22 protein-coding genes are annotated in these 24,273 nt (G+C 32.8%); 16 read left to right on the top strand and 6 right to left on the bottom strand.

Going from position 1 to position 24,273, the window contains the following annotated elements; all coding sequences use genetic code 11:
- The first annotated feature begins 2 nt into the window (after positions 1-2).
- Positions 3-359, top strand: coding sequence for a response regulator transcription factor (locus NAT47_RS07800; protein ID WP_250581838.1), 357 nt, complete (start codon positions 3-5; stop codon positions 357-359).
- 2 nt (positions 360-361) lie between these two features.
- On the opposite strand, the gene NAT47_RS07795 is transcribed toward NAT47_RS07800, so the two are convergent.
- Positions 362-2,029 carry an RluA family pseudouridine synthase gene (locus NAT47_RS07795; RefSeq protein ID WP_250581837.1) on the bottom strand — a complete coding sequence of 556 codons (1,668 nt, stop codon included), beginning with the start codon at positions 2,027-2,029 and terminating at the stop codon, positions 362-364.
- 72 nt (positions 2,030-2,101) lie between these two features.
- On the bottom strand, positions 2,102-3,745 hold the full coding sequence (locus tag NAT47_RS07790) for an acyl-CoA carboxylase subunit beta (protein WP_250581836.1): 1,644 nt from the start codon (positions 3,743-3,745) through the stop codon (positions 2,102-2,104).
- Between the two features lie 147 nt (positions 3,746-3,892).
- On the opposite strand from NAT47_RS07790, the gene NAT47_RS07785 reads away from it, so the two are divergent.
- Together NAT47_RS07785 and NAT47_RS07780 are read left to right on the top strand one after the other, a co-directional pair.
- Positions 3,893-4,534, top strand: coding sequence for a DUF47 domain-containing protein (locus tag NAT47_RS07785; RefSeq protein WP_250581835.1), 642 nt, complete (start codon positions 3,893-3,895; stop codon positions 4,532-4,534).
- 25 nt (positions 4,535-4,559) lie between these two features.
- On the top strand, positions 4,560-5,870 hold the full coding sequence (locus NAT47_RS07780; protein WP_250581834.1) for an inorganic phosphate transporter: 1,311 nt from the start codon (positions 4,560-4,562) through the stop codon (positions 5,868-5,870).
- Positions 5,871-5,915: 45 nt separating this feature from the next.
- On the opposite strand, the gene prfB is transcribed toward NAT47_RS07780, so the two are convergent.
- Positions 5,916-7,011 (bottom strand): peptide chain release factor 2 gene (gene prfB / locus NAT47_RS07775; protein ID WP_250581833.1). Its coding sequence is split into 2 segments (ribosomal slippage): positions 5,916-6,947 and positions 6,949-7,011, totalling 1,095 coding nucleotides; the frame shifts between segments, so codons are not numbered across the junction.
- Between the two features lie 47 nt (positions 7,012-7,058).
- On the opposite strand from prfB, the gene NAT47_RS07770 reads away from it, so the two are divergent.
- Both NAT47_RS07770 and NAT47_RS07765 read left to right on the top strand, forming a co-directional pair.
- Entirely contained in the window at positions 7,059-8,084 is a 1,026-nt protein-coding gene (locus NAT47_RS07770) for a threonine aldolase family protein (RefSeq protein WP_250581832.1), read from the top strand.
- A 79-nt stretch (positions 8,085-8,163) separates the two neighbouring features.
- Complete coding sequence (locus NAT47_RS07765) at positions 8,164-8,937, top strand: sulfite exporter TauE/SafE family protein (RefSeq protein ID WP_250581831.1); 774 nt, start codon at positions 8,164-8,166, stop codon at positions 8,935-8,937.
- Here the strand turns inward: NAT47_RS07765 and NAT47_RS07760 are convergent.
- Positions 8,930-9,253 carry a YbaB/EbfC family nucleoid-associated protein gene (locus NAT47_RS07760; RefSeq protein ID WP_250581830.1) on the bottom strand — a complete coding sequence of 108 codons (324 nt, stop codon included), beginning with the start codon at positions 9,251-9,253 and terminating at the stop codon, positions 8,930-8,932. The genes NAT47_RS07765 and NAT47_RS07760 overlap by 8 nt on opposite strands.
- Before the next feature lie 139 nt (positions 9,254-9,392).
- Here NAT47_RS07760 and NAT47_RS07755 point away from each other — a divergent pair, with 139 nt between their 5' ends.
- From NAT47_RS07755 to NAT47_RS07745, 3 genes are all read left to right on the top strand, one after another.
- Positions 9,393-11,453: a S9 family peptidase gene (locus NAT47_RS07755; protein ID WP_250581829.1), complete on the top strand. Its 2,061-nt coding sequence runs from the start codon at positions 9,393-9,395 to the stop codon at positions 11,451-11,453.
- 138 nt (positions 11,454-11,591) lie between these two features.
- Positions 11,592-12,632: a PLP-dependent cysteine synthase family protein gene (locus NAT47_RS07750; RefSeq protein WP_250581828.1), complete on the top strand. Its 1,041-nt coding sequence runs from the start codon at positions 11,592-11,594 to the stop codon at positions 12,630-12,632.
- Positions 12,633-12,747: 115 nt separating this feature from the next.
- Positions 12,748-13,818, top strand: a complete 1,071-nt coding sequence (locus tag NAT47_RS07745) for an FUSC family protein (RefSeq protein ID WP_250581827.1) — start codon at positions 12,748-12,750, stop codon at positions 13,816-13,818.
- 81 nt (positions 13,819-13,899) lie between these two features.
- Here the strand turns inward: NAT47_RS07745 and NAT47_RS07740 are convergent, their stop codons facing one another.
- Positions 13,900-14,643 (bottom strand): YoaK family protein, encoded by a 744-nt coding sequence (locus NAT47_RS07740; RefSeq protein WP_250581826.1) that lies wholly within the window; start codon positions 14,641-14,643, stop codon positions 13,900-13,902.
- A 59-nt stretch (positions 14,644-14,702) separates the two neighbouring features.
- On the bottom strand, positions 14,703-15,380 hold the full coding sequence (locus NAT47_RS07735) for a Crp/Fnr family transcriptional regulator (protein WP_250581825.1): 678 nt from the start codon (positions 15,378-15,380) through the stop codon (positions 14,703-14,705).
- 112 nt (positions 15,381-15,492) lie between these two features.
- Here NAT47_RS07735 and NAT47_RS07730 point away from each other — a divergent pair, with 112 nt between their 5' ends.
- The 8 genes from NAT47_RS07730 (at position 15,493) to NAT47_RS07695 (ending at position 24,201) form a co-directional block, all read left to right on the top strand.
- The gene (locus NAT47_RS07730; RefSeq protein WP_250581824.1) at positions 15,493-17,868 is read left to right on the top strand and encodes a heavy metal translocating P-type ATPase; all 2,376 of its coding nucleotides are present in this window, start codon (positions 15,493-15,495) and stop codon (positions 17,866-17,868) included.
- Positions 17,869-17,958: 90 nt separating this feature from the next.
- A complete protein-coding gene (gene ccoS / locus NAT47_RS07725; RefSeq protein WP_250581823.1) occupies positions 17,959-18,156 on the top strand; it encodes a cbb3-type cytochrome oxidase assembly protein CcoS in 198 nt (65 codons plus the stop codon).
- A 2-nt stretch (positions 18,157-18,158) separates the two neighbouring features.
- A complete protein-coding gene (gene ccoN, locus NAT47_RS07720; protein ID WP_250581822.1) occupies positions 18,159-20,330 on the top strand; it encodes a cytochrome-c oxidase, cbb3-type subunit I in 2,172 nt (723 codons plus the stop codon).
- A 5-nt stretch (positions 20,331-20,335) separates the two neighbouring features.
- A complete protein-coding gene (locus tag NAT47_RS07715) occupies positions 20,336-20,506 on the top strand; it encodes a CcoQ/FixQ family Cbb3-type cytochrome c oxidase assembly chaperone (protein ID WP_250581821.1) in 171 nt (56 codons plus the stop codon).
- Positions 20,507-20,602: 96 nt separating this feature from the next.
- Positions 20,603-21,544 (top strand): cbb3-type cytochrome c oxidase N-terminal domain-containing protein, encoded by a 942-nt coding sequence (locus tag NAT47_RS07710; RefSeq protein WP_250581820.1) that lies wholly within the window; start codon positions 20,603-20,605, stop codon positions 21,542-21,544.
- A gap of 61 nt (positions 21,545-21,605) precedes the next feature.
- Positions 21,606-23,024 (top strand): cytochrome c oxidase accessory protein CcoG, encoded by a 1,419-nt coding sequence (gene ccoG / locus NAT47_RS07705; protein WP_250581819.1) that lies wholly within the window; start codon positions 21,606-21,608, stop codon positions 23,022-23,024.
- A 16-nt stretch (positions 23,025-23,040) separates the two neighbouring features.
- Positions 23,041-23,490, top strand: a complete 450-nt coding sequence (locus tag NAT47_RS07700) for a FixH family protein (protein ID WP_250581818.1) — start codon at positions 23,041-23,043, stop codon at positions 23,488-23,490.
- A gap of 9 nt (positions 23,491-23,499) precedes the next feature.
- Positions 23,500-24,201 carry a sulfite exporter TauE/SafE family protein gene (locus NAT47_RS07695; RefSeq protein ID WP_250581817.1) on the top strand — a complete coding sequence of 234 codons (702 nt, stop codon included), beginning with the start codon at positions 23,500-23,502 and terminating at the stop codon, positions 24,199-24,201.
- Positions 24,202-24,273 lie beyond the last annotated feature (72 nt).

Raw genomic sequence — 24,273 nt, 5'->3', positions numbered from 1 at the left:
ATATGAAACGAGTTTTAATTATTGATGATGAAGTTAATTTAAGAGAAACTATAGCCGAAATGTTGCAACATTTTGGATATGAAGTGTTCTTGGCATTTAATGGGAAAGATGGTTTACAAAAAGTAAATGAAGTGCAACCCGAAATTATTATTTGTGATGTAATGATGCCAATTTTAGATGGCTATGGTTTTGTTAATCAACATATGAATTCTGAAAATGCTCATATTCCTGTACTACTTTTATCTGCAAAGGTGGAAAAGAAAGATGAACTATATGGCCTAAATTTAGGCGTTAAGTCTTACATTCGAAAACCCTTTACTTTTAAAGACCTAGTAGAAAAAATAGAATTTTACAGTTAGTTTCAAAACTCAGCTTGTTTCTTAATTGTGATTGTTTCCTTTGTTATTGGATGTTCAAAAGTCAGACTTTCGGCATGTAAATGTAAACGATTGGCTTTTGTGCCATATAAATCATCGCCTATAATAGGTGTTTTTAAGCCCAATTCGTGAGAAGCGTGAACTCGTAATTGATGCGTTCTTCCGGTTATAGGGTAGAAGTAAACTAAAGTTTGATTGTCTCTAACTTCTATCTTTTCCCATTTGGTCTGCGCTGTTTTTCCATGGTCATAGCAAACCAATTGGCGTGGACGATCGTCTAAATCTACTCGTAGAGGTAAATCGATAAAACCTTCATTTGCTTCTAAAATTCCATCTAGTAAAGCAACATATCGCTTTTTAATCGTTCGCTTTATGAATTGACTTTGTAATTTTACATACGTTTCTTCCTCTTTAGCAATCAACATTAAACCAGAGGTCGACATGTCTAAACGATGCACAATTAATGGTCCAGTGGCGTTTGGATATAATTCTTTGACTCTTTGATATACTGAATCGGAAATAATTTTTCCAGGAACCGATAGAAATTCTGCAGGTTTATTTATTACTGCTAAAACGTCATCTTCATAAATAATCTCGATATTTTTACCTTCCGCTGGATTTTCTTGAAACGGATTGGTATCCATATCCAAACCTTTTAGCATGTGCGATAACAAAATAGGTTCGCATTTACTTTTGCAAGCTGGATAAAATTGTTTGTGCTTTCTAATTTCAGATTTTGGCGATTGTCCCCACCAAAATTCCGCCATGGCAATAGGTTTTAAATGATGTTCGAAAGCGAAATGTAATAACTTAGGAGCCGCACATTCTCCAGCACCCGCAGGTGGATTATTATTGAAAATTTCGCCAATACTTTTGCGTTCACCAAATTGATTTAGAAAAGAATATTCAGCAAAAAGTTTCTGTTGTAATGCTCCCGATTTTACTCGGCGTTCTTCTCTCAATTTATTAATTTCATCCAAAAGTAAATTGACTTCTTTCTGAGCATTTTCGATTTGAAAATTCCAGTATTTGGTCATTTTTTTGAGCAAAATACTTTCTTTTTTGCTTTCTTCCGAAAGTTCCACTTCTAATTGTTCAATTTCAAATGACGATAAATTGACGAAGGAATTTCGTTTTTCATCGCGTTCCAACTTCAATCTTTTGATTTTATCTTTCTGATTTTGAACGTCGGTTAAAGCTTCAATTTTGATAATGTCTAATTGATTTTTCTTTGTATGAAGTTCGTCTGAATTTTCTAAAATTTCAATTTTACGATTGATGGCATTCAAAACTTCTTCTTCTTTTCTAAAAAATCCATCTTCGTGCAACATATCAAAAATAGTAGGTACAAAATAGGGATGATGATTTACACCCGCCAATTTTCCAGAAAAAGCCCATAAATAGCCAAGTTCACCTTCTTGATTTTGACAAACCAAAACGCCAAACATTTTTCCAATTACTAAACCTTCTTGATTTTCTTGTAATCCAAAATTATGTTCAAAATCAGTTTGTGATTCCAAATACGATTGCAATTCATTAGCTGCAATTATGCTCAATTCATGCGGTTCGTAATAAAAAGGAAAGGTAAATTTTTCTGGTAAAGCAATACCTGAAATATTGGTTTTGAAAGGTTGGAAGATTACTTTTTTCATAAAAAAATCCACGAATTCACAAATATAAACATTCGTGAATTCGTGGTTATTAAGTTTTTAAAATTTTATTTATTATACCTGAATCACTCCTAAATTAAATGGTTTCTCAATAGGAGCGTGGTTGGCTGCTTCAATTCCCATAGAAATCCAAGTTCTGGTGTCTAATGGGTCAATGATTGCATCTGTCCATAAACGAGCGGCTGCGTAATAAGGAGATACTTGCTTGTCGTAACGCGCTTTAATTTTATCGAATAATTCTGCTTCTTTTTCGGGTGTGATTTCTTCGCCTTTTGCTTTCAAGGAAGCTGCTTCAATTTGTAACAATACTTTTGCTGCTTGAGCACCACCCATTACGGCTAATTCAGCACTTGGCCAAGCAAAGATTAATCTTGGATCATAGGCTTTTCCACACATCGCATAATTTCCTGCTCCGTATGAATTTCCTATAACTACAGTAAATTTGGGAACAACTGAGTTAGAAACCGCATTTACCATTTTAGCACCATCTTTAATAATGCCACCATGTTCTGATTTTGAACCTACCATGAATCCCGTAACGTCTTGTAAAAACACCAATGGTATTTTCTTTTGATTACAATTAGCAATAAAACGGGTTGCTTTATCTGCTGAATCCGAATAAATTACACCTCCGAATTGCATTTCGCTTGGTTTTGTTTTGGCTCCGGCTGTTTTTACAATTTTTCTTTGATTGGCTACAATTCCTACTGCCCAACCCTCAATACGTGCGTAACCAGTGATTATGGTTTGACCGTAACCTGCTTTGTATTCGTCAAACTCAGAATTATCTACCAAACGCTTAATGATTTCCATCATATCATACTGATCTGCACGCGATTTTGGTAAAATACCGTAAATGTCTTTTGGATCTAATGCTGGTTTTTCTGCTTTTACTCGGTTGAAACCTGCTTTTTCATAGTCACCAATTTTACCAACTACCGATTTAATTCGGTCTAAAGCATCTTTATCATCTTTAGCTTTATAATCCGTTACACCTGAAATTTCGCAATGTGTTGTAGCACCACCCAGTGTTTCGTTATCAATACTTTCTCCAATAGCGGCTTTTACTAAATAACTTCCTGCTAAGAAAATACTTCCAGTTTTATCCACAATTAAAGCTTCATCACTCATGATAGGCAAGTAAGCACCACCAGCAACACAACTTCCCATTACAGCGGCAATTTGGGTAATTCCCATGCTGCTCATAATGGCATTATTTCTAAAAATTCTTCCGAAATTTTCTTTATCTGGGAAAATTTCATCTTGCAATGGTAAATAAACCCCAGCAGAGTCTACTAAGTAAATGATAGGTAATCTATTTTCGATTGCAATTTCTTGCGCTCTTAAATTCTTTTTTCCGGTAATTGGAAACCAAGCGCCTGCTTTTACAGTAGCATCATTGGCTACCACAATACATTGTTTTCCAGAAACATATCCCATTTTAACTACAACACCTCCAGAAGGACATCCTCCGTGTTCTTCATACATTTCGTCTCCTACAAAAGCACCAATTTCGATACTTTTTGCTTTATCATCTAAAAGATAATCAATGCGTTCACGAGCGGTCATTTTGCCTTCGGCATGCAATTTATCAATACGTTTTTGTCCGCCACCTAATTTAACTTTAGCAAAGCGAGATTTTAAATCTGAAAGTAAAAGTTTGTTGTGATCTTCGTTTTTATTAAAATTAATATCCATTTCAATTTTTTTGGTAAAAATAAGAAAACGTTATTTAATTTATGAAAAATTTTTAATTCATTAAATTCATAACTTCTTGCTATTATTAACTTAACAGTAACTTAACATTAATGAATTACTTTTGCTCAGAATTTAAATATGTAGAACATGTCATTAAACAATTTTTTTCAGTTTTTTGTTCCGAAAGATAAAAAATTCTTCCCTCTTTTTGAGCAAGCATCAGCAAATTTAGTTTTATTAGCTGAAACTCTTCATGAAGCAGTTAACGCTCCTAAGGGAGAAAGAGAAGAATATTTCAAAAAAGTAGATGAATTAGAATCTATTATTGAGGAAATCACTCACAATACAAATATTGAATTAAGTAAAAACTTTATCACACCATTTGATAGAGAGGACATACATGATTTAATTAAAGCTATGGATGATGTAGCTGATTTTATGCAAGGTGCCGCTAGTAGAATGCGTTTGTACCAAGTGGAGAAAATTACTAAGTCAATCAGAAAATTAACTGAAATTAACTTAGAGGCCTGTCAACTTATTGGAAAAGGAATCAAAGAGCTTAAAGATATGAATCATAAAGCTATTAAAGAATCTTGTAAACGAATTAATAAGTTAGAAAGTAAAGCAGATTTAGTTTTTGACAAAGCTGTAGCTGATATTTTTGAAAGTGAAAGTGATGCAAAAAACATCATCAAATATAAAGAAGTATTATCTGCTTTAGAATCTGCTTCAGATAAGTGTAAGCGTGTTTCTAACGTAATGGAACAAATTTCAGTGAAACATTCATAATTGTTTAATTTAAATAAAACCAATTATGGATTTTACATTATTACTTGTCATCATTTTTTTGGCATTAGTTTTTGACTACATCAACGGTTTCCATGATGCGGCAAATTCAATTGCAACTGTTGTAGCTACAAAAGTATTAACTCCTTTTCAGGCTGTACTATGGGCTGCTTTTTTTAACTTCCTAGCCTACTGGGTTTTTGGTTTTGGTGTAGCGGATACAGTTGCTAAAACAGCTCATACTAATAGTATTGATTTAATTACAATTTTAGCTGGTGTTATTGCCGCTATTATTTGGAATATTATCACTTGGTTAAAAGGGATACCATCGTCATCTTCTCATACGCTTATTGGAGGATTTGCAGGGGCTGCTATTGCTCATGGTTTATCAAGTGTTACGGATCCTGAGCATGCAGGATTTAAAATTGTAAACTGGTTCAAAGCTGCTAAAGAAGGAGAGTTATTACCTTCAGGGGTAGTAATTGTAATTTTGTTTATTGTTTTTGCTCCTTTACTTGGAATGATCATTTCTTACTTTATCTCCTTGTGGCTTATGTATTCGTCGAAAAAGAATATTTATCCTAAGTTGTTTACTATACTTTTGATGTTACTAGTAGCTTGGTTTTTGTACAGTGTGATGGTTCCATTTGAGGAAATCAAAAAGCCAAGATTTGAAAGTGAATTTTGGAGTGTCATTACAGAACCGCACAATATCAAATGGTTTTTAGTTGCCTTTATCTTTTATGGTTTAGCCATTTTTAATTTACTTTTCAGTAGTTTGTCTACAGCTAAAGCCGAACTAGTTTTGAAGAGAATGCAATTATTATCATCTGCAGCATTCAGTTTAGGACACGGTGGTAACGATTCTCAAAAGGTAATGGGTATTATTGCAGCAGCTGTAATGGTCTATGTAAAATCTAATCCTGATGCAGAATTGTCTATTGGAGGTCTTTTAGATTTGCATATCGATATTGATTCAGGTGCTATGCCAGGATGGATTCCGTTAACATGTTATACCGTAATTGCATTAGGAACTTTGAGTGGAGGTTGGAAAATCGTAAAAACAATGGGTTCTAAAATTACTAAAGTTAGTGCTTTTGAAGGTGTAGTAGCTGAATCTGCAGGTGCCATTACTTTATTTACTACAGAGCATTTTAAAATTCCAGTTTCAACGACACATACTATCACAGGTTCTATTATTGGAGTTGGTGTAACAAAGAGGATTTCTGCTGTTCGTTGGGGAGTAACAGTTAAATTACTATGGGCTTGGATATTAACAATTCCAGTTTCGGCTGTTTTGGCAGCTTTAATATATTTTCTCCTTAAATTATTTTTTTAATACATATTTATAGTTATAAAAAAAGAGGATATATATCCTCTTTTTTTATTCTTCTTTTTGCCCCATCATCATTAAATAGGCTTTCAAGAAATTATCTATTTCTCCATTCATTACGGCGTCAACATCACTTGTTTCATAACTTGTTCGAACGTCTTTGACTAATTTATAAGGATGCATAACATAATTTCGAATTTGTGAACCCCATTCGATTTTCATTTTTCCTGCTTCGATATCGGCTCTTTGTGCTAGACGTTTGTTTAATTCGATTTCGTATAACTGCGATTTCAACATTTGCATTGCACGTTGGCGGTTGTCTTGTTGTGAGCGCGTTTCTGAACACTGAATTTGAATTCCTGTTGGTTTGTGAAACAACTGTACCTTAGTTTCCACTTTGTTCACGTTTTGACCACCGGCACCACTCGAACGAGAAGTGATAATTTCAATATCAGCAGGATTGATTTCTACTTCAATAGAATCATCCACCAAAGGATACACATATACCGAAGCAAAAGACGTATGACGTTTTGCATTACTATCAAAAGGAGAAATTCGCACTAATCGATGTACACCGTTTTCACCTTTTAAATAACCAAAAGCAAAGTCGCCTTCAAATTCTAAGGTTACCGTTTTAATTCCTGCTACATCACCTTCTTGAAAGTTCAGCTCTTTAATTTTGTAGCCTTGTTTTTCTCCCCACATTAAATACATACGCATCAACATGGATGCCCAATCACAACTTTCGGTTCCACCAGCACCTGCTGTAATTTGTAAAACCGCACTCATGCTGTCTCCTTCATCGGAAAGCATGTTTCGGAATTCTAAATCTTCAATGTGATGAAAGGTTTTTTGATATTGCTCTTCAACTTCCTCCTCTGTAACATCGCCTTCTCTAAAGAAATCCATCATTATTTGAAGTTCTTCAGAAAGTTCTAAACCTTTATTATAATCTTGTACCCATTTCTTTTTCGAACGTAGGTTTCGGATAATAATTTCGGCTTCTTTGGCGTTGTTCCAAAAGTCGGGAGCGAATGTTTTTTCTTCTTCGTTAGTTATTTCAATCGTTTTGGCATCGATGTCAAAGATACCTCCTTAACGCACCAAGGCGATCAATAATATCTCTGACTTGTTCTGTATTTATCATAAATATTGTAGTTTTACAGAACAAAAATAGCTATTCTTTTTTATTCTATGGAAATAAATTTAGTAAGTGATACCGTAACGAAGCCTTCTGTTGAAATGTTAAACGCTATGTTTAATGCTAAAGTAGGTGATGATGTATACAAACAAGACCCAACTGTCAATGAGTTAGAGGAAACCTTGGCGGATTTATTTGGGATGGAAGCCGCCTTGTTTTTTCCTTCCGGAACAATGGCAAATCAAACCGCGATTAAGTTGCATACGCAGCCTGGCGAGCAAGTAATTTGCGATAAATACTCACATATTTATCATTATGAAGGGGGAGGAGCATCATTTAATAGTGGTGTTTCATGTTGTTTGGTTGATGGAAATCGTGGTATGATTACAGCGGACTTGGTTAAAAACGGAATTAATGATCCCGAATTTTATCATGCCCCTTTAACTTCGCTAGTAAGTATTGAAAACACTACGAATAAAGGTGGAGGTGCTTGTTATGATTTACAACCTTTGCGAGAAATTAAACAAGTTTGCATCGAAAATAATTTAAAATATCATTTAGATGGTGCACGTTTGTGGAATGCGTTAGTAGCAAAAAAACAACATCCCAAACATTTTGGGGAATTGTTCGATACAATTTCAGTTTGTTTATCGAAAGGATTAGGAGCTCCTATAGGTTCGGTTTTGTTGGGAAGTAAAGCAGACATGCATCGTGCGTTGAGAATTCGTAAAATTTTTGGAGGCAATATGCGTCAATCGGGATATTTGGCTGCTGCTGGATTATTTGCTTTGCAGAATAACATCAGTCGTTTAGAAATTGATCATAGAAGAGCAAAAGAATTAGGCAATTTGTTGGAAAAAATGCCGTGGGTTGCTAATGTGGAACCTGTAGAAACTAATATTTTGATTTTTGGCTTGCAACCCTTTGTAGATGAGAAACTTTTCATGGAAAAATTAAAACAAAAAGGAATTTCGATTAGTTCCATGGGGCATGGAAAACTTCGTATTGTAACCCATTTAGATTACAAAGAAGTGATGCATGAGTATGTAATGGAAGTGTTTTCGAAATTAACTTTTTAATGTTTTGGACACAGATTTATAAAAGTTATTAAAATTTAGAAAATCAAACCTGAAACTTGTAACTTGAAAGAATAATTTTATGGAAATCGTAATCATTTCAATTGTAGCTTTTTTAACTGCCATTCTAACCTTTTTCTCAGGTTTTGGATTGGGAACTTTACTAACTCCAGTTTTCATGTTGTTTTTTCCAGTGGATATTGCGATAGGTTTGTGCGGATTAGTACATTTTGCTAACAATTTATTCAAGTTTTTTTTGGTTGGAAAACACGCCAACAAAGAAGTTTTACTAAAATTTGGAATCCCAGCGATTTTTGCGGCTATGATAGGTTCGTGGTTGTTATTACAAATTTCAGATTTGCAACCTTTGTTTCGTTATTCGCTTTTTGGAAAAGAATGGGAAGTTTTACCAATAAAATTCATCATAGCTGTTTTATTAGTAATATTTGCGCTTTTAGATTTGATTCCGTATTTAAGTAAAATGGAATTTGGAAAAGATAAATTGCCTTTAGGTGGAATTTTAAGCGGATTTTTTGGCGGACTTTCCGGACATCAAGGGGCTTTGCGAAGTGCGTTTTTAATTAAAGCTGGTTTGTCCAAAGAAAGTTTTATTGCTTCAGGAATCGTAGTTTCTATGTTTATCGATTTTACGCGCTTGAGTGTTTACGCTTCAAAAATAACCACTTATACCTTGTATGAAAATAAAGTCTTGTTGATTTCGGCAACGCTGTGTGCCATTGCTGGAGCGTATTTGGGTAACCAACTATTAAAGAAAGTTACCCTGAAATTTCTCCAAGTTTTCGTGGCTGTTTTATTGCTTTTGGTGGCTATAGCTTTAGGAATGGGAATTATTTAAACATATCCATTCCTGGGATATTTGGCATGCCTTCTTTAGCAACAGCCGCCAACTCCGTTTCATGAACGTTTGTTGCTTTTTCTATGGCTTTGTTTAAAACGTTAACTAAATAATCTTCAAGCATTTCCTTGTCGTTAAGTAAATCATCACTTACGGAAATGTTTTTAATTTTTCGGTTTGCCGTTAAAGTAACTTCAAGTAAGCCATCACTGCTTTTTTCATCGATTAAAACAAAGTCTAAACGCTTCTTGGTTTCTTCTACTTTTTGTTGGGTTTCCTTAAGTTTACCCATCATACCCATAATATCTCCAAACATAATTTTAGTTTTTTTATTTGAGCAAAAATAGTAAATTAGCGGTTAATAATTAGTTTAAAACTTCATGAAAAAAATCACTTATTTACTTCTTAGTTGTATTATTTTTGTTCCTGTTTACAGTCAAATTAAAACAAAAAAAATGTCAGATAAAATAGTTCCTCCTGTAGCTAAAATAGTTCCTAAAGTTTTAGAAAAGCATGGTGATAAAAGAATTGATAACTATTATTGGTTAAATGAAAGAGAAAATCCAGAAGTTATCGATTACTTAAATAAAGAAAACGAATATTACCAAAAGGCTACTGCTCATACCAAACAATTTCAAGACGAATTGTTCTTAGAAATGAAGTCAAGAATAAAAGAAGACGATAGTTCGGTTCCTTATTTGTACAATGGATATTACTACATTACTCGTTTTGAAAAAGGAAAAGATTATCCAATTTATTCACGCAAGAAAGGAAGTTTAGATGCCAAAGAAGAAATCATGTTTGATTGTAACGAAATGGCCAAAGGACACGCTTATTTTAACTTGTCTGGTATTAGCGTTAGTGAAGATAACAAATGGGTGGCGTTTGGAGTGGATTTAGTTTCAAGAAGACAATACACAATTCAAATTAAAAACTTGGAAACAGGTGAAATTCTTCCGGTAAAATTAGAAAACACAACTGGAGGTTCTATTTGGGCTGGTGATAACAAAACCTTGTTTTATACGCGCAAAGATGCTCAAACCTTACGTTCTGATAAGATTTATAAGCATACTTTAGGAACAGATGCTTCGACAGACACCATGGTTTTTCATGAAAAAGATGATACATTCAATACATTTGTTTACAAAGAAAAATCTAAGAAATACTTAGTTATAGGTTCATCAAGTACGTTGACATCGGAATATCAAATTTTAGATGCAAAAAATCCGAACGGTCAATTTAAAGTTTTCCAAAAGAGAACACGAGGATTAGAATATACAATTTCGCATTATGGTGACAGTTTTTACATTGTTACAAATAAAGACAAAGCAACGAATTTCAAATTAATGAAAACACCAGAAACAGCTACATCAGCTGAAAACTGGAAAGATTTAATTGGACATAGAAAAGATGTTTTATTAGAAGGAATCGAAATTTTTAAAGATTATTTGGTAGTAGAAGAGCGTTCAAACGGATTAAATAAAATTCAAATTCGTCCTTGGAATGGAAAAGGGGAGTACTACTTACCTTTTGAAAGTGAAACTTATACAGCTTACACAACTACAAACGTTGATTTCGACACTGAAATTCTTCGTTATGGTTACCAATCAATGGCAACACCATCTTCTGTGATTGATTTTAATATGAGGACTCAGGAGAAGAAAGTATTGAAAGAACAAGAGATTTTAGGTGGCAAATTTGATAAGAACAATTATGTTGAAGAACGTATTTGGGCTACGGCTACTGACGGAACTAAAGTGCCAATCTCTATGGTATATAGAAAAGGAATTCAAAAAGATGGTAAAAATCCATTGTTATTATATGCTTATGGTTCTTACGGTGCTACAATGGATCCTTATTTTTCATCTACTCGTTTGAGTTTGTTGGATAGAGGTTTTATCTATGCCATTGCTCATATTAGAGGAGGAGAGGACTTAGGTAGAGAATGGTATGAAAACGGAAAGCTTTTGAAGAAAATGAACACGTTTGCCGATTTTATTGATTGTTCTAAATTTGTAATTGCTGAAAAATATACATCGCCAGAACATTTATATGCAGAAGGAGGTTCGGCTGGTGGTTTGTTAATGGGAGCTGTTGTGAATATGAATCCAGAATTGTACAATGGGGTTATAGCTCAAGTTCCGTTTGTGGATGTAGTTACAACTATGTTAGATGATACAATTCCATTAACAACAGGGGAGTATGATGAATGGGGAAATCCAAATGAGAAAGTATACTATGATTATATGTTGTCCTATTCACCTTATGATCAGGTAAAAGCGCAAGCTTATCCAAATATGTATGTTTCTACAGGTTTACACGATTCTCAAGTACAATATTGGGAGCCAGCAAAATGGGTTGCTAAATTGCGTGTAATGAAAACAAATGACAAGCAATTGTTTTTGGATACCAACATGGATGCCGGACATGGTGGTGCTTCGGGCCGATTTGAAGCATTAAAAGAATTGGCAAAAGAATTTGCTTTTTTATTAGATTTGGAAAAAATTACTAAGTAGTTAAACTTTTTTTGTTAAATTTGCAAGGTTTTAGAAGTGTCAAATTTGGCAATTTAAAGACATTAAATAAGTATAAAATACAACAAATGCTAGTAATGCATAGTATTTTTGAAACATAAAAACAAACTATATCTTCATATGAAAGAAGAAATAAAAGCCTATAATAGTGTTTTGGAATTAATTGGAAATACTCCATTAATTAAATTGAACAAGGTATCAGCTGATTTAAAAGGTAATTTCTATGCAAAAGTTGAAGCCTTTAACCCAGGACATTCTACCAAAGATCGAATTGCACTATATATCATTGAAGAGGCTGAAAAGCGTGGTATTCTAAAACCAGGTGACACGATTATCGAAACAACTTCAGGTAATACAGGTTTTAGTTTAGCAATGGTAAGCATCATTAAAGGTTACGATTGTATTTTAGCGGTGAGTTCTAAATCATCAAAAGATAAAATCGATATGTTGCGTTCCATGGGAGCTAAGGTTTATGTTTGTCCAGCACACGTTTCTGCTGATGATGAGCGTTCTTATTACAATGTAGCAAAACGTTTGCATGAAGAAACAAAAGGTTCGGTTTACATCAATCAATATTTTAACGATTTAAATGTAGATGCTCACTACAGAAGTACAGGTCCTGAAATTTGGGAACAAACAAAAGGTAAAATTACGCACCTTGTGGCTTGTAGTGGTACTGGAGGAACTATTTCAGGAACAGCTCGATTTTTAAAAGAAATGAATCCTAATATTAAAATTTTAGGTGTTGATGCTTTTGGTTCGGTTTTGAAAAAGTATCACGAAACTAGAGAATTTGATAATGACGAAATTTATCCTTATCGTATAGAAGGTATAGGTAAAAACTTAATACCTACCGCTACTGACTTTGATATTATTGATAAGTTTATTAAAGTATCGGATGAAGACAGTGCTCATACAGCTAGAGAAATAGTAAAAAAGGAAGGACTTTTTGTAGGTTACACTTCTGGAGCAGCATTTCAAGCAGTTAAGCAATATGCTGAAGATGGTGAATTTGATGCTGATAGTAATGTAGTTATCATTTTCCCAGACCATGGCTCAAGATATATGAGTAAAGTTTTTAGCGACGAATGGATGAGTGAACAAGGTTTCTTTGATTCGGTAAATCAAGAAGAAGCTTTGAAAATTGAAATTATCAAGTAAATAGATTTTAGTTGTAAAAATCCCAATCGTAAGATTGGGATTTTTTTGTTAAACTAGTTTATTGTAAAATGAATACCTTTTAAATGTAGTACCTTTACCTCTTATTTTATCACTTTTGAATACAATTAGAAAAAAAATACAACTTTTTTTCGAGCTAAAACCTAATAAACGCTCCCATCATATTCCATACTTGGCTGCTATTTGTGTGGGATTTCCTTTGTTTTTAGGTTATATATTCAATGCTATACCTATGGGGCTTTTAGCGAGTTTAGGAGGATTAGTCATTTTATATTATCAGCCTAATTTGTCATTTGCTAGTAGAATGATAACGTTATTGTTTTGTTCTTTAGGATTTGTCTTTTCTCTGGGTATTGGATTAAGTTTTAGTTTTAATCCATTTGCATCCTCTATTTCTCTTGGTTTATTTGCGATGCTCATTCATTGGTTAACCACTTATTTCAAAATAAAGCCGCCTGGTAATTTTTTCTTCATCATGATTGCTTCAGTGGCTAGTTGTCAGGAATTTCATGTAGACGTGATTCCTGAAAAGATTGGTTTTTTGTTTTTAGGTACCATGTTAGCTTGTTTTTTTGCATTATTGCATAGTTTACTTTTAATTCAGAATGAAATCCCTTCTTTAGCTTTTGTAATTCAAATCAAGAAAGGAAAATTTGTTTCTTTGATAGATTCTGTAATTGTTGGTTTCTTTATTTTTATTTCTTTTGTTATCGGGTATTTATTTAAAATACAAAACCCGTATTGGATTCCTATTTCTTGTTTGGCAATTATGCAGGGAATATCAAAGCAACATGTTTGGGAACGAATGGTACATCGTATTATGGGTACCTTTATAGGTATTGGATTATGTTGGCTCATATTAGCTTTTTTTAAAACACCCTTGACTATTTGTATTAGTATTTTTATTCTTCAGTTTTTGGTAGAGTTTTTAATTACTAGAAATTATGCTTTGGCTATGATTTTTATTACACCGATGACCATTCTACTTGCAGAAATAGGAAGTTCTTTTACAACAAATACTGAAATTATTGTTTCAACCCGTTTTCTAGATATTATAATTGGAAGTATTTTAGGAGCTATAGGAGGGTGGTTTATGTTTCACCAACAATTTAAGCATAAAGCTACGCAGCAGTTGAGAAAGACTTCGGTTAAAATGAGAAAGAAATAATAGGATTAGATAAAAGTAAAAAGGTAACGATGTTTTTATTTAATTTTTTTTTTGATGTAACTATTTATTCTCAAGAATTAATTATTCCTCGTCTGTTTTCACTTCATCGATTTGTCCTCTGTTTTTCATTATTATTTTAAACTTTAAATCGTCGTAAAAGATTCCCAATAGCAAAATTGCAGCAGCAATAGCTAACACATAAAGTTGCAAAGACGAGTAAAGTACACCACTTAAAATTCCTCCCCAGAAGAAAAAAGTGATGATAGTAAATCTTAATTTTATAGAAGCAAAAAGTTTCTTTCTCTGTTCTTTTTCTTTGTAGAAGAGCAATTGTGACAGCTCAATTCCTAAGTCTGTAAATAAACCTGTTAAGTGAGTTGTTCTAACAGTTGAATTCGAAATTTTGGTTACCAACGAATTTTGCAAACCCATCGAAAAAAGTAACGTACATGCTAATAAATTGGGATTTTTTTCAACAAGAAATTGTCCAAATACTGCTAAAAGAAGTAATATCACCGTTTCTATAATGGTGGGAATGATGTAAATTAACCGATCGTTTTTTTTTGTTATTATTTCAACAATAAGATTGGATGTAAACGAACCTAAGAAAAAGAAGAAAATATATAAGAAATAGATAAAACCCATCCAGAAGTTGAGTTTAAGCATTTCGTCTACAAAAAATGCAAAATGTCCCGTTACATTAGTTGTTAAGCGTTGAACTGCCAAAAAACCGCCAACATTAACAATTCCAGCCACAAATGACAATAACGTAGCAATTCTTAAATTATGCTTCAAAGTTCTTGTTTTGCCCTTGTGTCTAAACATTAATCAATTTTACTTTTTTAAAATTTAGGTGTTATTAAAAATCCGCTAAAGAGCGGATTTTATGATAATCGTTTTAATTTATTCTTGTCTAAAAGTTTGATTTTCTTTCCAATCAACTCAATGTAGCCAGATTTGTTTAATTCAGATAGTAATCGAATACAACTTTCAGTAGCAGTTCCAATCATTCCTGCTAATTCCTCTCTTGATAATTGAATTCGTAAGGTATCGTCTTCATTTTTACCAAAAGTTTCTTCTAAATAAATTAAAGTTTCTGCTAATCGTTGGCGAACGTTTTTCTGAGCCATATTTACCATATGATCATCGGCACCTTTTAAATCATCACATATGGTTCTCATTACATTCATTGAAAATTGATTGTTTTGAGTAAAAAATTGCATTACTTCAGTACGAGGAATAAAACAAACTTCCATATCTTCTAGAGCGACTGCACTCAAGTTAGCGGGTTCGTCACTAATCATAGAACGTTGGCCTAATAATTCTCCTGGTTTTACCAATTTTACAATTTGGTCTTTACCATTATCACTTAATTTCGATAGCTTACAAACACCGTCTTTAATACAATAAATCCCATTAGTTACCTCGCCTTCTTCAAAAATAGGTTCTCCTTTTTTTATAGTGTAGGAAGTTTTGCATTCCGCCATTCTTAAAAGTTCATCTTTTCCTAAAGCTTTTAACGAACTAAACTGCCTCACGATACATTGTTCACATTTACTCATAGAGTATGAAAAATTTTTATTGTGTCAACAAATTTACAAAAATGTATGACAATTATCATATTTTGAGTTACTTTTATATAAGACATTTGTCGTAGGTAAAATGAGCAAATTTATGGACGCAGAAAATTGTTTCCATTGTGGTAATGAAATTATTAAAAAAGACGAAATTGTATTTGATGAAAAGAAGTTCTGTTGTAATGGTTGTAAAACCGTTTACGAAATTTTTAGTCAAAACGATTTAACGTGCTATTATGATTTTCAGGCAGCACCCGGCGCCACTCCACAAGACATTCAGGGCAAATATGACTTTTTAGACAATGAAGAAATTGTTACTAAATTATTGGAATTCCAAGAGCGTACAACACACATTGTTTCACTCTACATTCCTCATATACACTGTAGTTCGTGTATTTGGATTTTGGAAAATTTACAAAGACTTCAACCAGGAATAAACGCTTCACAAGTTAATTTTGGCGAAAAGAAAGTCCGAATTACTTTTAATCCCGAACAAACTTCTTTAAAAGAGATTGTTTATTTATTAAGTTCGATTGGTTACGAACCTTATATTTCTTTAGAAAATTTTGATGAGGGAAAGAAAAAAGTCGATCGCACCCTAATTTATAAAATAGGAGTAGCGTTTTTCTGTTTTGGGAATATCATGCTGCTTTCGTTTCCCGAATATTTTGAAGTGGAAGAATATTGGATTGATCAATACCGTGGATTTTTCCGTTGGTTGATTTTCGGATTATCGCTTCCTACGTTTATCTATTCGGCTTCTGGATATTACGTTTCCGCTTGGAAAAGCATAAAATCAGGTTTGTTGAATATTGATATTCCGATTGCTTTAGGAATTGTGGTGATGTTTGTACGAAGTACTGTGGATATCGTTTTCGATTACGGACAAGGTTTCTTCGATAGTATGGCAGGATTGATTTTCTTCATGTTGTTAGGAAAACTGTTTCAACAAAAAACATACGATTTCCTTTCGTTTGAACGCGATTATAAATCCTATTTTCCAATTGCTATTACGAAGGTTTTACCAAATGGAGATGAAGAATCGGTTCAAGTATATGATATTCAAAAAGGAGATCGACTTTTAATTCGTAATCAAGAGTTAATTCCAGTAGATGGGATTTTGATTTCCGAAAAAGCGTCAATCGATTACAGTTTCGTAACAGGAGAAGCGGTTCCTATTGAAAAAAAATCAGGTGATAAAATATTTGCAGGTGGAAAACAAATGGGGAAAGTTATTGAAATGGAAGTTTTATTTTCGGTTTCTCAAAGTTATTTAACCCAATTATGGAGTAACGATGTGTTTCAAAAAAGAGTAGAACAACAACATAAAAATATTACCGATAGAATCAGTCGTTATTTTACGCCAGCTTTGCTGATATTAGCTGTAGTTTGCTTTATCTACTGGCTTTTTATTGACATTCAAACGGCTTTTAATGTATTTACAGCTATTTTAATTGTGGCCTGTCCGTGTGCTTTAGCCTTAACAGCTCCTTTTACTTTGGGAAATGTTTTAAGAATTTTAGGTAATCGAAAATTATACTTAAAAAATGCTTTAGTAGTGGAACAAATGGCTAAAGTAGATACCATTGTTTTCGATAAAACAGGAACAATTACAACCAATAAAAAAACGGCTATTACTTACGAAGGAACGGAATTAAATGCATCCGAACTAATATTATTGAAAAACGTTTTACGTGGTTCGAATCATCCGTTAAGTAGAAGATTATATGATTTCATTCCGAATCAAGAAAAGTTAGAAACTACCCGTTTTGAAGAAGTCATTGGAAAAGGGATTTTTGCAGAAATTGAAGGAAATACAATAAAACTTGGTTCTTCACAATTCCTAAAAACCATGACCGAAAACACGCATAAGAAAACCAAAGTGCATGTCGAAATTAATGGTATTTATAAAGGAAGTTACGTTTTCAATAATCAATACAGAAAAGGGTTAGAGCAATTGTTTGATGCCTTAGCAAAACATTACAATTTAGTAGTCTTGTCGGGTGATAATGATGGAGAACGTAAGATTTTAGAAAAAATGTTACCTTCTAAAATTACTTTGGTTTTTAACCAAAAACCAGAACAAAAATTACAATACATTGCTCAATTACAAAAAGAAGGCAAAAATGTAATGATGGTAGGGGATGGTTTAAATGATGCGGGAGCATTAGCGCAAAGTAATTTAGGATTATCTATTTCTGAAAATGTAAATGTATTTTCCCCCGCGTGTGATGGGATTTTAGATGCATCCCAGTTTGATAAAATTGCTTTTTTTATGCGTTACTCTAAAAATGCTATGAAAACCATTTATATGAGTTTTGGACTTTCATTATTGTATAATGTAGTAGGGTTAAGTTATGCGGTAACAGGAAATCTAGATCCTATTGTGGCGGCTATTATAATGCCACTTAGTACCATTACTATTGTAAGTTTTGTAACAATTCTTACAAATTTATATGCAAAAGAAAAATAATTTTATTAATTTTAAGAAAATTTTAATACATGATAAAAGTCATGTTTTATAAAAACAAGTGGAATTAACTTTGTTAACACAATTTAAGGTATGAGTGTCATTTATTTATTAATCTCAATAAGCATAGTTGTTGCCGTTGCCTTTTTAATAGCTTTTATAAGAGCTGTTAAGAGTGGTCAATATGATGATGATTATACTCCATCAGTCCGAATGTTATTTGATGATGAAGTGGTAAAAAAAGAAAAACCTAACAAATTAATACAAACAGAAAAACAAAAATCAATCTAATTATGGAGAAGCAACAATTTTATTACGACAACAAAATTGTAAGGAATTTCCTCTATGCCAGTATAGTCTTTGGTGTAGTAGGAATGTTAGTAGGGCTTATATTAGCTTTCCTATTTTTGTTTCCAAACTTAACCAGCGGTATTTCGTTTTTAAGTTTTGGACGCTTAAGACCTTTACACACCAATGCGGTAATTTTTGCCTTCGTTGGTAATGCAATGTTTGCAGGAGTTTATTATTCTATGCAACGTTTATTAAAGACTAGAATGATGAGTGATCTTTTGAGTAAAGTTCACTTTTGGGGTTGGCAATTAATTATTGTTGCCGCAGCAATTTCTTTACCATTAGGGTATTCAACTTCTAAAGAGTATGCAGAATTAGAGTGGCCTATTGATATTGCTATTGCTCTTATTTGGGTAGTATTTGGTATCAATATGATTGGAACCATAATCAAAAGAAGAGAGCGACATATTTATGTAGCTATTTGGTTCTATATTGCAACCTTTGTAACTGTTGCAGTACTTCACATCTTTAACAGTTTAGAATTACCAGTTTCTGCAATGAAATCGTATTCGGTTTATGCTGGTGTTCAAGATGCTTTAGTACAATGGTGGTACGGACACAATGCAGTAGCATTCTTCTTAACAACACCTTTCTTAGGTATGATGTACTATTTTGTTCCTAAAGTGGCAAATCGTCCTGTATATTCTTACAGATTGTCTATTATTCACTTTTGGTCGTTAATCTTTATATACATTTGGGCAGGACCACATCACTTATTATACACTGCTTTACCAGATTGGGCACAAAACTTAGGAGTTGTATTCTCTGTAATGTTGATTGCTCCATCTTGGGGAGGTATGATTAATGGATTGTTAACCTTAAGAGGTGTTTGGGATAAAGTTCGTACCGATGCAGTATTGAAATTCTTTGTGGTAGCAATTACGGGTTATGGTATGGCTACTTTTGAGGGTCCAATGTTATCATTGAAAAACGTTAACGCTATCGCGCACTTTACAGACTGGATTATTGCTCACGTACACGTTGGGGCTTTAGCTTGGAATGGTTTCTTATCATTCGGTATGATTTATTGGTTAATTCCTAGAATGACGAAAACAAAATTATACTCTGAAAAGTTGGCTAATTTCCATTTTTGGATAGGTACTTTAGGTATTATTTTATATGCACTTCCAATGTATGTTGCTGGATTTACGCAAGCCTCTATGTGGAAACAATTTAAACCAGACGGAGGTTCTTTACAATATGGTAATTTCTTAGAAACTGTGACTGAGTTAATGCCAATGTATTGGATGCGTGCAGTAGGTGGAACGTTATATTTAGTGGGTGTAATTGTGTTAGTCTACAACGTAATTAAAACTGTAAAACAAGGTTCGCCTGTTGAAAATGAATTAGCAGAAGCACCAGCTTTAGCAGCTATTTCTCCAAACCGATTAAAAGGTGAAAAATTACACACTTGGTTAGAAAGAAAACCAGTTCAATTTATGATTTTGACTACAATTGCAATTTTAATTGGAGGTTTAATTCAAATTTTACCAACGATTTTAGTAAAATCTAATATTCCTGTAATTTCTTCCGTAAAACCTTATACACCGCTTGAGTTAGAAGGAAGAGATATTTATATTCGTGAAGGTTGTGTGGGATGTCACTCACAAATGGTTCGTCCGTTCCGTTCAGAAGTAGAGCGTTATGGAGACTATTCTAAAGCTGGAGAATTTGTTTACGATCATCCTTTCTTATGGGGTTCTAAACGTACTGGTCCTGATTTAGCTCGTGAAGGTGTAAAAGGAAAACCATTTAATGGAGGTAGAGATGATGTGTGGCATTTTAATCACATGTATGATCCTCAAGGATTAAATGAAAAATCGATTATGCCAAGATATCAATGGTTAATTAAAAATGAATTAGACAAGTCATCTATTCAAGACAAAATGCGAGTAATGGTAACATTAGGAGTACCTTATACTGATGCAGAAATTAATAATGCTCTTAAAAATATGGAGGAGCAAGCTACTAAAATTGAAACTAATTTGTTAGCAAATCCTGAAATTAAGAAGTCATTTGGAAATGAAACAGCTTCTCCTTTGAAAGATAGAGAGATTGTAGCGCTTATTTCATATTTACAACGATTAGGTACTGATACTCAAGTTAAAAAATAAATATTATGCTAAAGTTTATAAAACATAATTTAGAAACTATTGCTGGAGTAGATATTTATCCAATTGTTTCTTTAACTATTTTCTTTACAGCTTTTGTATTGTTCACTGTTTGGGCTTTTACTTACAGTAAAGAAAAGATTAAAGAAATTAGCGAAATACCTTTAAATGACGATTAATTAAAATTAATAAATTAAGAGATACTAAGACAACCATGATTTTTTGGGGTAGTTTCATGGTTGTTAAGGTTCTCGTAAAATCAAAATTTTCGATATATGAAAAAATTAATTCCATCATACGTAAGAGTTCCACTACTGTTTGCGATAGTGTTTGCAGCTTTGGAATACTTTATTGATTCAGGAGACAAGCCAGCCTTTATTAAGTTTCCAATGGTTGCTTTATTTTTAGGAGTGTTTTTGTTCCTTTTAATTGCAATAGAAATTGTAGTAGATGCGGTAGATAAAGTTACCTATCATTTATTAACAGACGAACAAAAGAAACAATTGGCAGAGGCGCAATCTGTTTCTTTTACAGAAAGCGAATGGTATCAAAATTTAGTGAGTAAATTAACTCGTTCTAAAGAAATAGAAAGTGAGCAAGACATCATGTTAGATCATGATTATGACGGTATTAAAGAATTAGATAACGTTTTGCCACCTTGGTGGGTGTATTTGTTCTATGGTACCATTATTTTTGCTGCTGTATATTTGGTAAGATTCCATATTGTGGGTGATTATACTCAAACAGAAGAATTTAACAAAGAAGTAGCTTTAGCTGAATTAGAGAAATCTAAATTACCAAAAGATCCAGCTGATGAAGTGAGTTACGAAACTGTTGTTGCTGTAACAGATGATGCAAGTTTAGCAAAAGGAAAAGAAATTTTCACAAATGCTTGTGCTGCATGTCATAAAGTAGATGGTGGAGGTTTAGTTGGACCTAACTTAACTGATAAACATTGGATTAATGGTGGAGGTATAAAAAATATTTTCAAAATTATATCTGAAGGTAGTAAAAACAACCCTTCGATGGTAGCTTGGAAATCTAACTTATCTTCAAAAGATATTCAAAGTGTTGCAAGTTATATTTTAACTTTAGAAGGCTCAAATCCACCAGATGCTAAAGCGGCTGAAGGTGAAATTTGGGTTGAAACTGCAGAGGCAGTTCCAGCTACTGCAGCTGTAGTTGATTCTTCAAAAGTTGAAGCTCCTAAAAAATAATTAATAAAAAAGGTTTTGAGTTCATCTCAAAACCTTTTTTAAACTTTAAATAAATTAGATCATGTCAAATTTACCAGACGAAAGTTTTAGAGATACCATTTCTACCATCAATGCAGAAGGGAAGAGAAATTTTATTTATCCTAAGAAACCTTCTGGACTCTTTTATGACAAAAGAAAATTATTAAGTTATTTTCTATTACTTTTTTTAATAGCTTCTCCTTTTATTAAAATACATGGAAATCAATTTCTGATGTTTAATGTATTGGAACGCCGTTTTAGTATTTTCGGATTTGCATTTTGGCCACAAGATTTTCATTTGTTTGTAATTTCAATGATTGTAGGAGTAGTAGGTTTAACACTATTTACTGTTGCCTTTGGACGTATTTTTTGTGGTTGGTTTTGTCCACAAACTATTTTTATGGAAATGGTTTTCAGACGAATCGAATATTGGATTGATGGAGACAGAGGAGCTCAAATTCGTTTAGCAAAACAAGAGTGGAATGCTGAAAAAATAAGAAAAAGAGTTTCTAAATGGACTATCTTTTTTATTTTTTCATTTTTCATTGCGAATGTTTTTTTAGCGTATTTGATTAGCAGTGATGAACTTATCAAAATGGTAACCGAAGGTCCAAAAAACAATTTAAGTACACTTATTGCTTTATTAATTTTTACTGGTGTTTTTTACTTTGTATTCGCTTGGTTTAGAGAACAGGTATGTATCATCGCTTGTCCTTATGGAAGAATGCAGGGGGTACTTTTAGATAATAAATCTATTAATGTTGCTTATGATCATGTAAGAGGTGAGGGCGCAAACGGAAGAAAGAAATGGAGAAATGGAGAGGACAGAGCTGCATTAGGTCACGGAGATTGTATCGATTGTAATCAATGTGTAGTAGTTTGTCCTACGGGTATAGACATCCGTAATGGAACTCAATTAGAATGTATTAATTGTACCGCTTGTATTGACGAGTGTGATACCATTATGGAAAAAGTTGGGTTGCCTAAAGGTTTAATTCGTTATGCAAGCGAGGATGAAATTGTAAACAAAGAAAAATTCAAGCTAACACTTCGAATGAAAGGGTATATTACAGTTTTAACCTTATTAATTGGGGTCTTAGTCGGAATGTTGTTTTTACGTAATGATGTTGAGGCTAATTTCTTACCAATGTCTGGACAGTTATTCCAACATAACGGTGAAAAAATCAGAAATTTTTATACCTTTAAGATTGTCAATAAAACTGACCAAGAGTTTGATAATGTAACAGTTAAACTGGTAAATTATAAAGGTGAAATTAAATTGGTTGGAAATCCTGTTATAAAAGTTCCAAAACAAGGTTTAACTAGCGGTACATTATACATCGACATTTTGGAACGTGATTTAAAAGACGAAAAAGTTCACTTAGAATTGGAATTGTATAATGGTGATAAATTAATTGAAGAAACATCAACTAATTTCCAAGGTCCAAGAAACTTTAATTAAAAAAAAAATTGCTACTATGAAATTTAATTGGGGAACCGGAATTGTAATTGCTTTTGCACTATTTATGACTTTTATTTTATCTTATGTATTTAAGGTACAATCAAATGATAAATATGATCATGAATTGGTTGTAGAGGATTATTATAAAAAAGAATCTACGGTTCAGAGTGAAATAGAAAGACAAGAAAATGCAAATGCTTTACTAAATAAAGTAAAAATCGAAAAAACTTCTGAAGGAGTTAGAATTGAATTTCCATCAGATTTCGATTATTCAAAAATAAATGGAAAAGTGTCCCTATATAGACCGTCTAGCCAAAAATTAGATTTTGAAATTCCGCTTTCATTATCTAGTCCACATTTGCTCATACCTAAAAGTAATTTGGCTAGCGGTCTTTGGGACATTTCTATCGATTGGGAGTACGATGGTGTGAAATTCTTAAATAAAGATTCATTCAAAATCGAATAAATTGCTCTCATGTTGTATTCCGCTTTCATATTTGGTTTAATAAGTAGTTTTCACTGTATAGGAATGTGCGGTCCGATTGCTATCATGTTACCGGTGGATAGAACTAATGAAGCTAAAAAAGTAACGCAAATAATAACTTATCACATCGGTAAGTTAACATCCTATGCAATCTTAGGTTTAATTTTCGGACTTTTAGGAAGAAGTTTTTATTTAGCAGGAATGCAACAACAACTATCTATAATTGTTGGAATTTTAATGATTATGGTAGCTTTAGTTCCTGAAAAGGTATTTGCAAAATATAATTTTTCAAAACCAATTTATCGAATCATTACAAAAGTAAAATCTAGTTTAGGGCAACAATTTAAAAATAAAAGCTACAAATCATTATTTACAATTGGATTATTGAATGGTTTTTTACCTTGCGGAATGGTCTATGTAGCACTTTTTGGAGCCATAGCGATGCAAAGTTTATCCTTGAGTGTTTTCTATATGATATTGTTTGGAATTGGTACCATTCCGATGCTTGCTGCAGTTGTTTATATTTCTAATCTGATCTCCTTTTCTTTTAGAGGAACTATTCAAAAAGCGATTCCTTTTGTAGCTGTTATTATTGGGATGTTGTTTATAATTAGAGGATTAGGTTTAGATATTCCTTACGTTTCACCAAGTAATATGAGTTTATTTGTGCAGCCTGAGGCAGATTGTCACTAATTCATAATAATACAAAAAGAGTAATGAAGTCGTACTTTATCACTCTTTTTTTGTGTTACATTGAATTAAAAG

The organism is Flavobacterium fragile (assembly GCF_023634865.1).
Lineage (GTDB): Bacteria > Bacteroidota > Bacteroidia > Flavobacteriales > Flavobacteriaceae > Flavobacterium > Flavobacterium fragile.
Note: the sequence above shows the minus strand (reverse complement) of the source record. Positions and strands in the feature narration are given on the sequence as shown.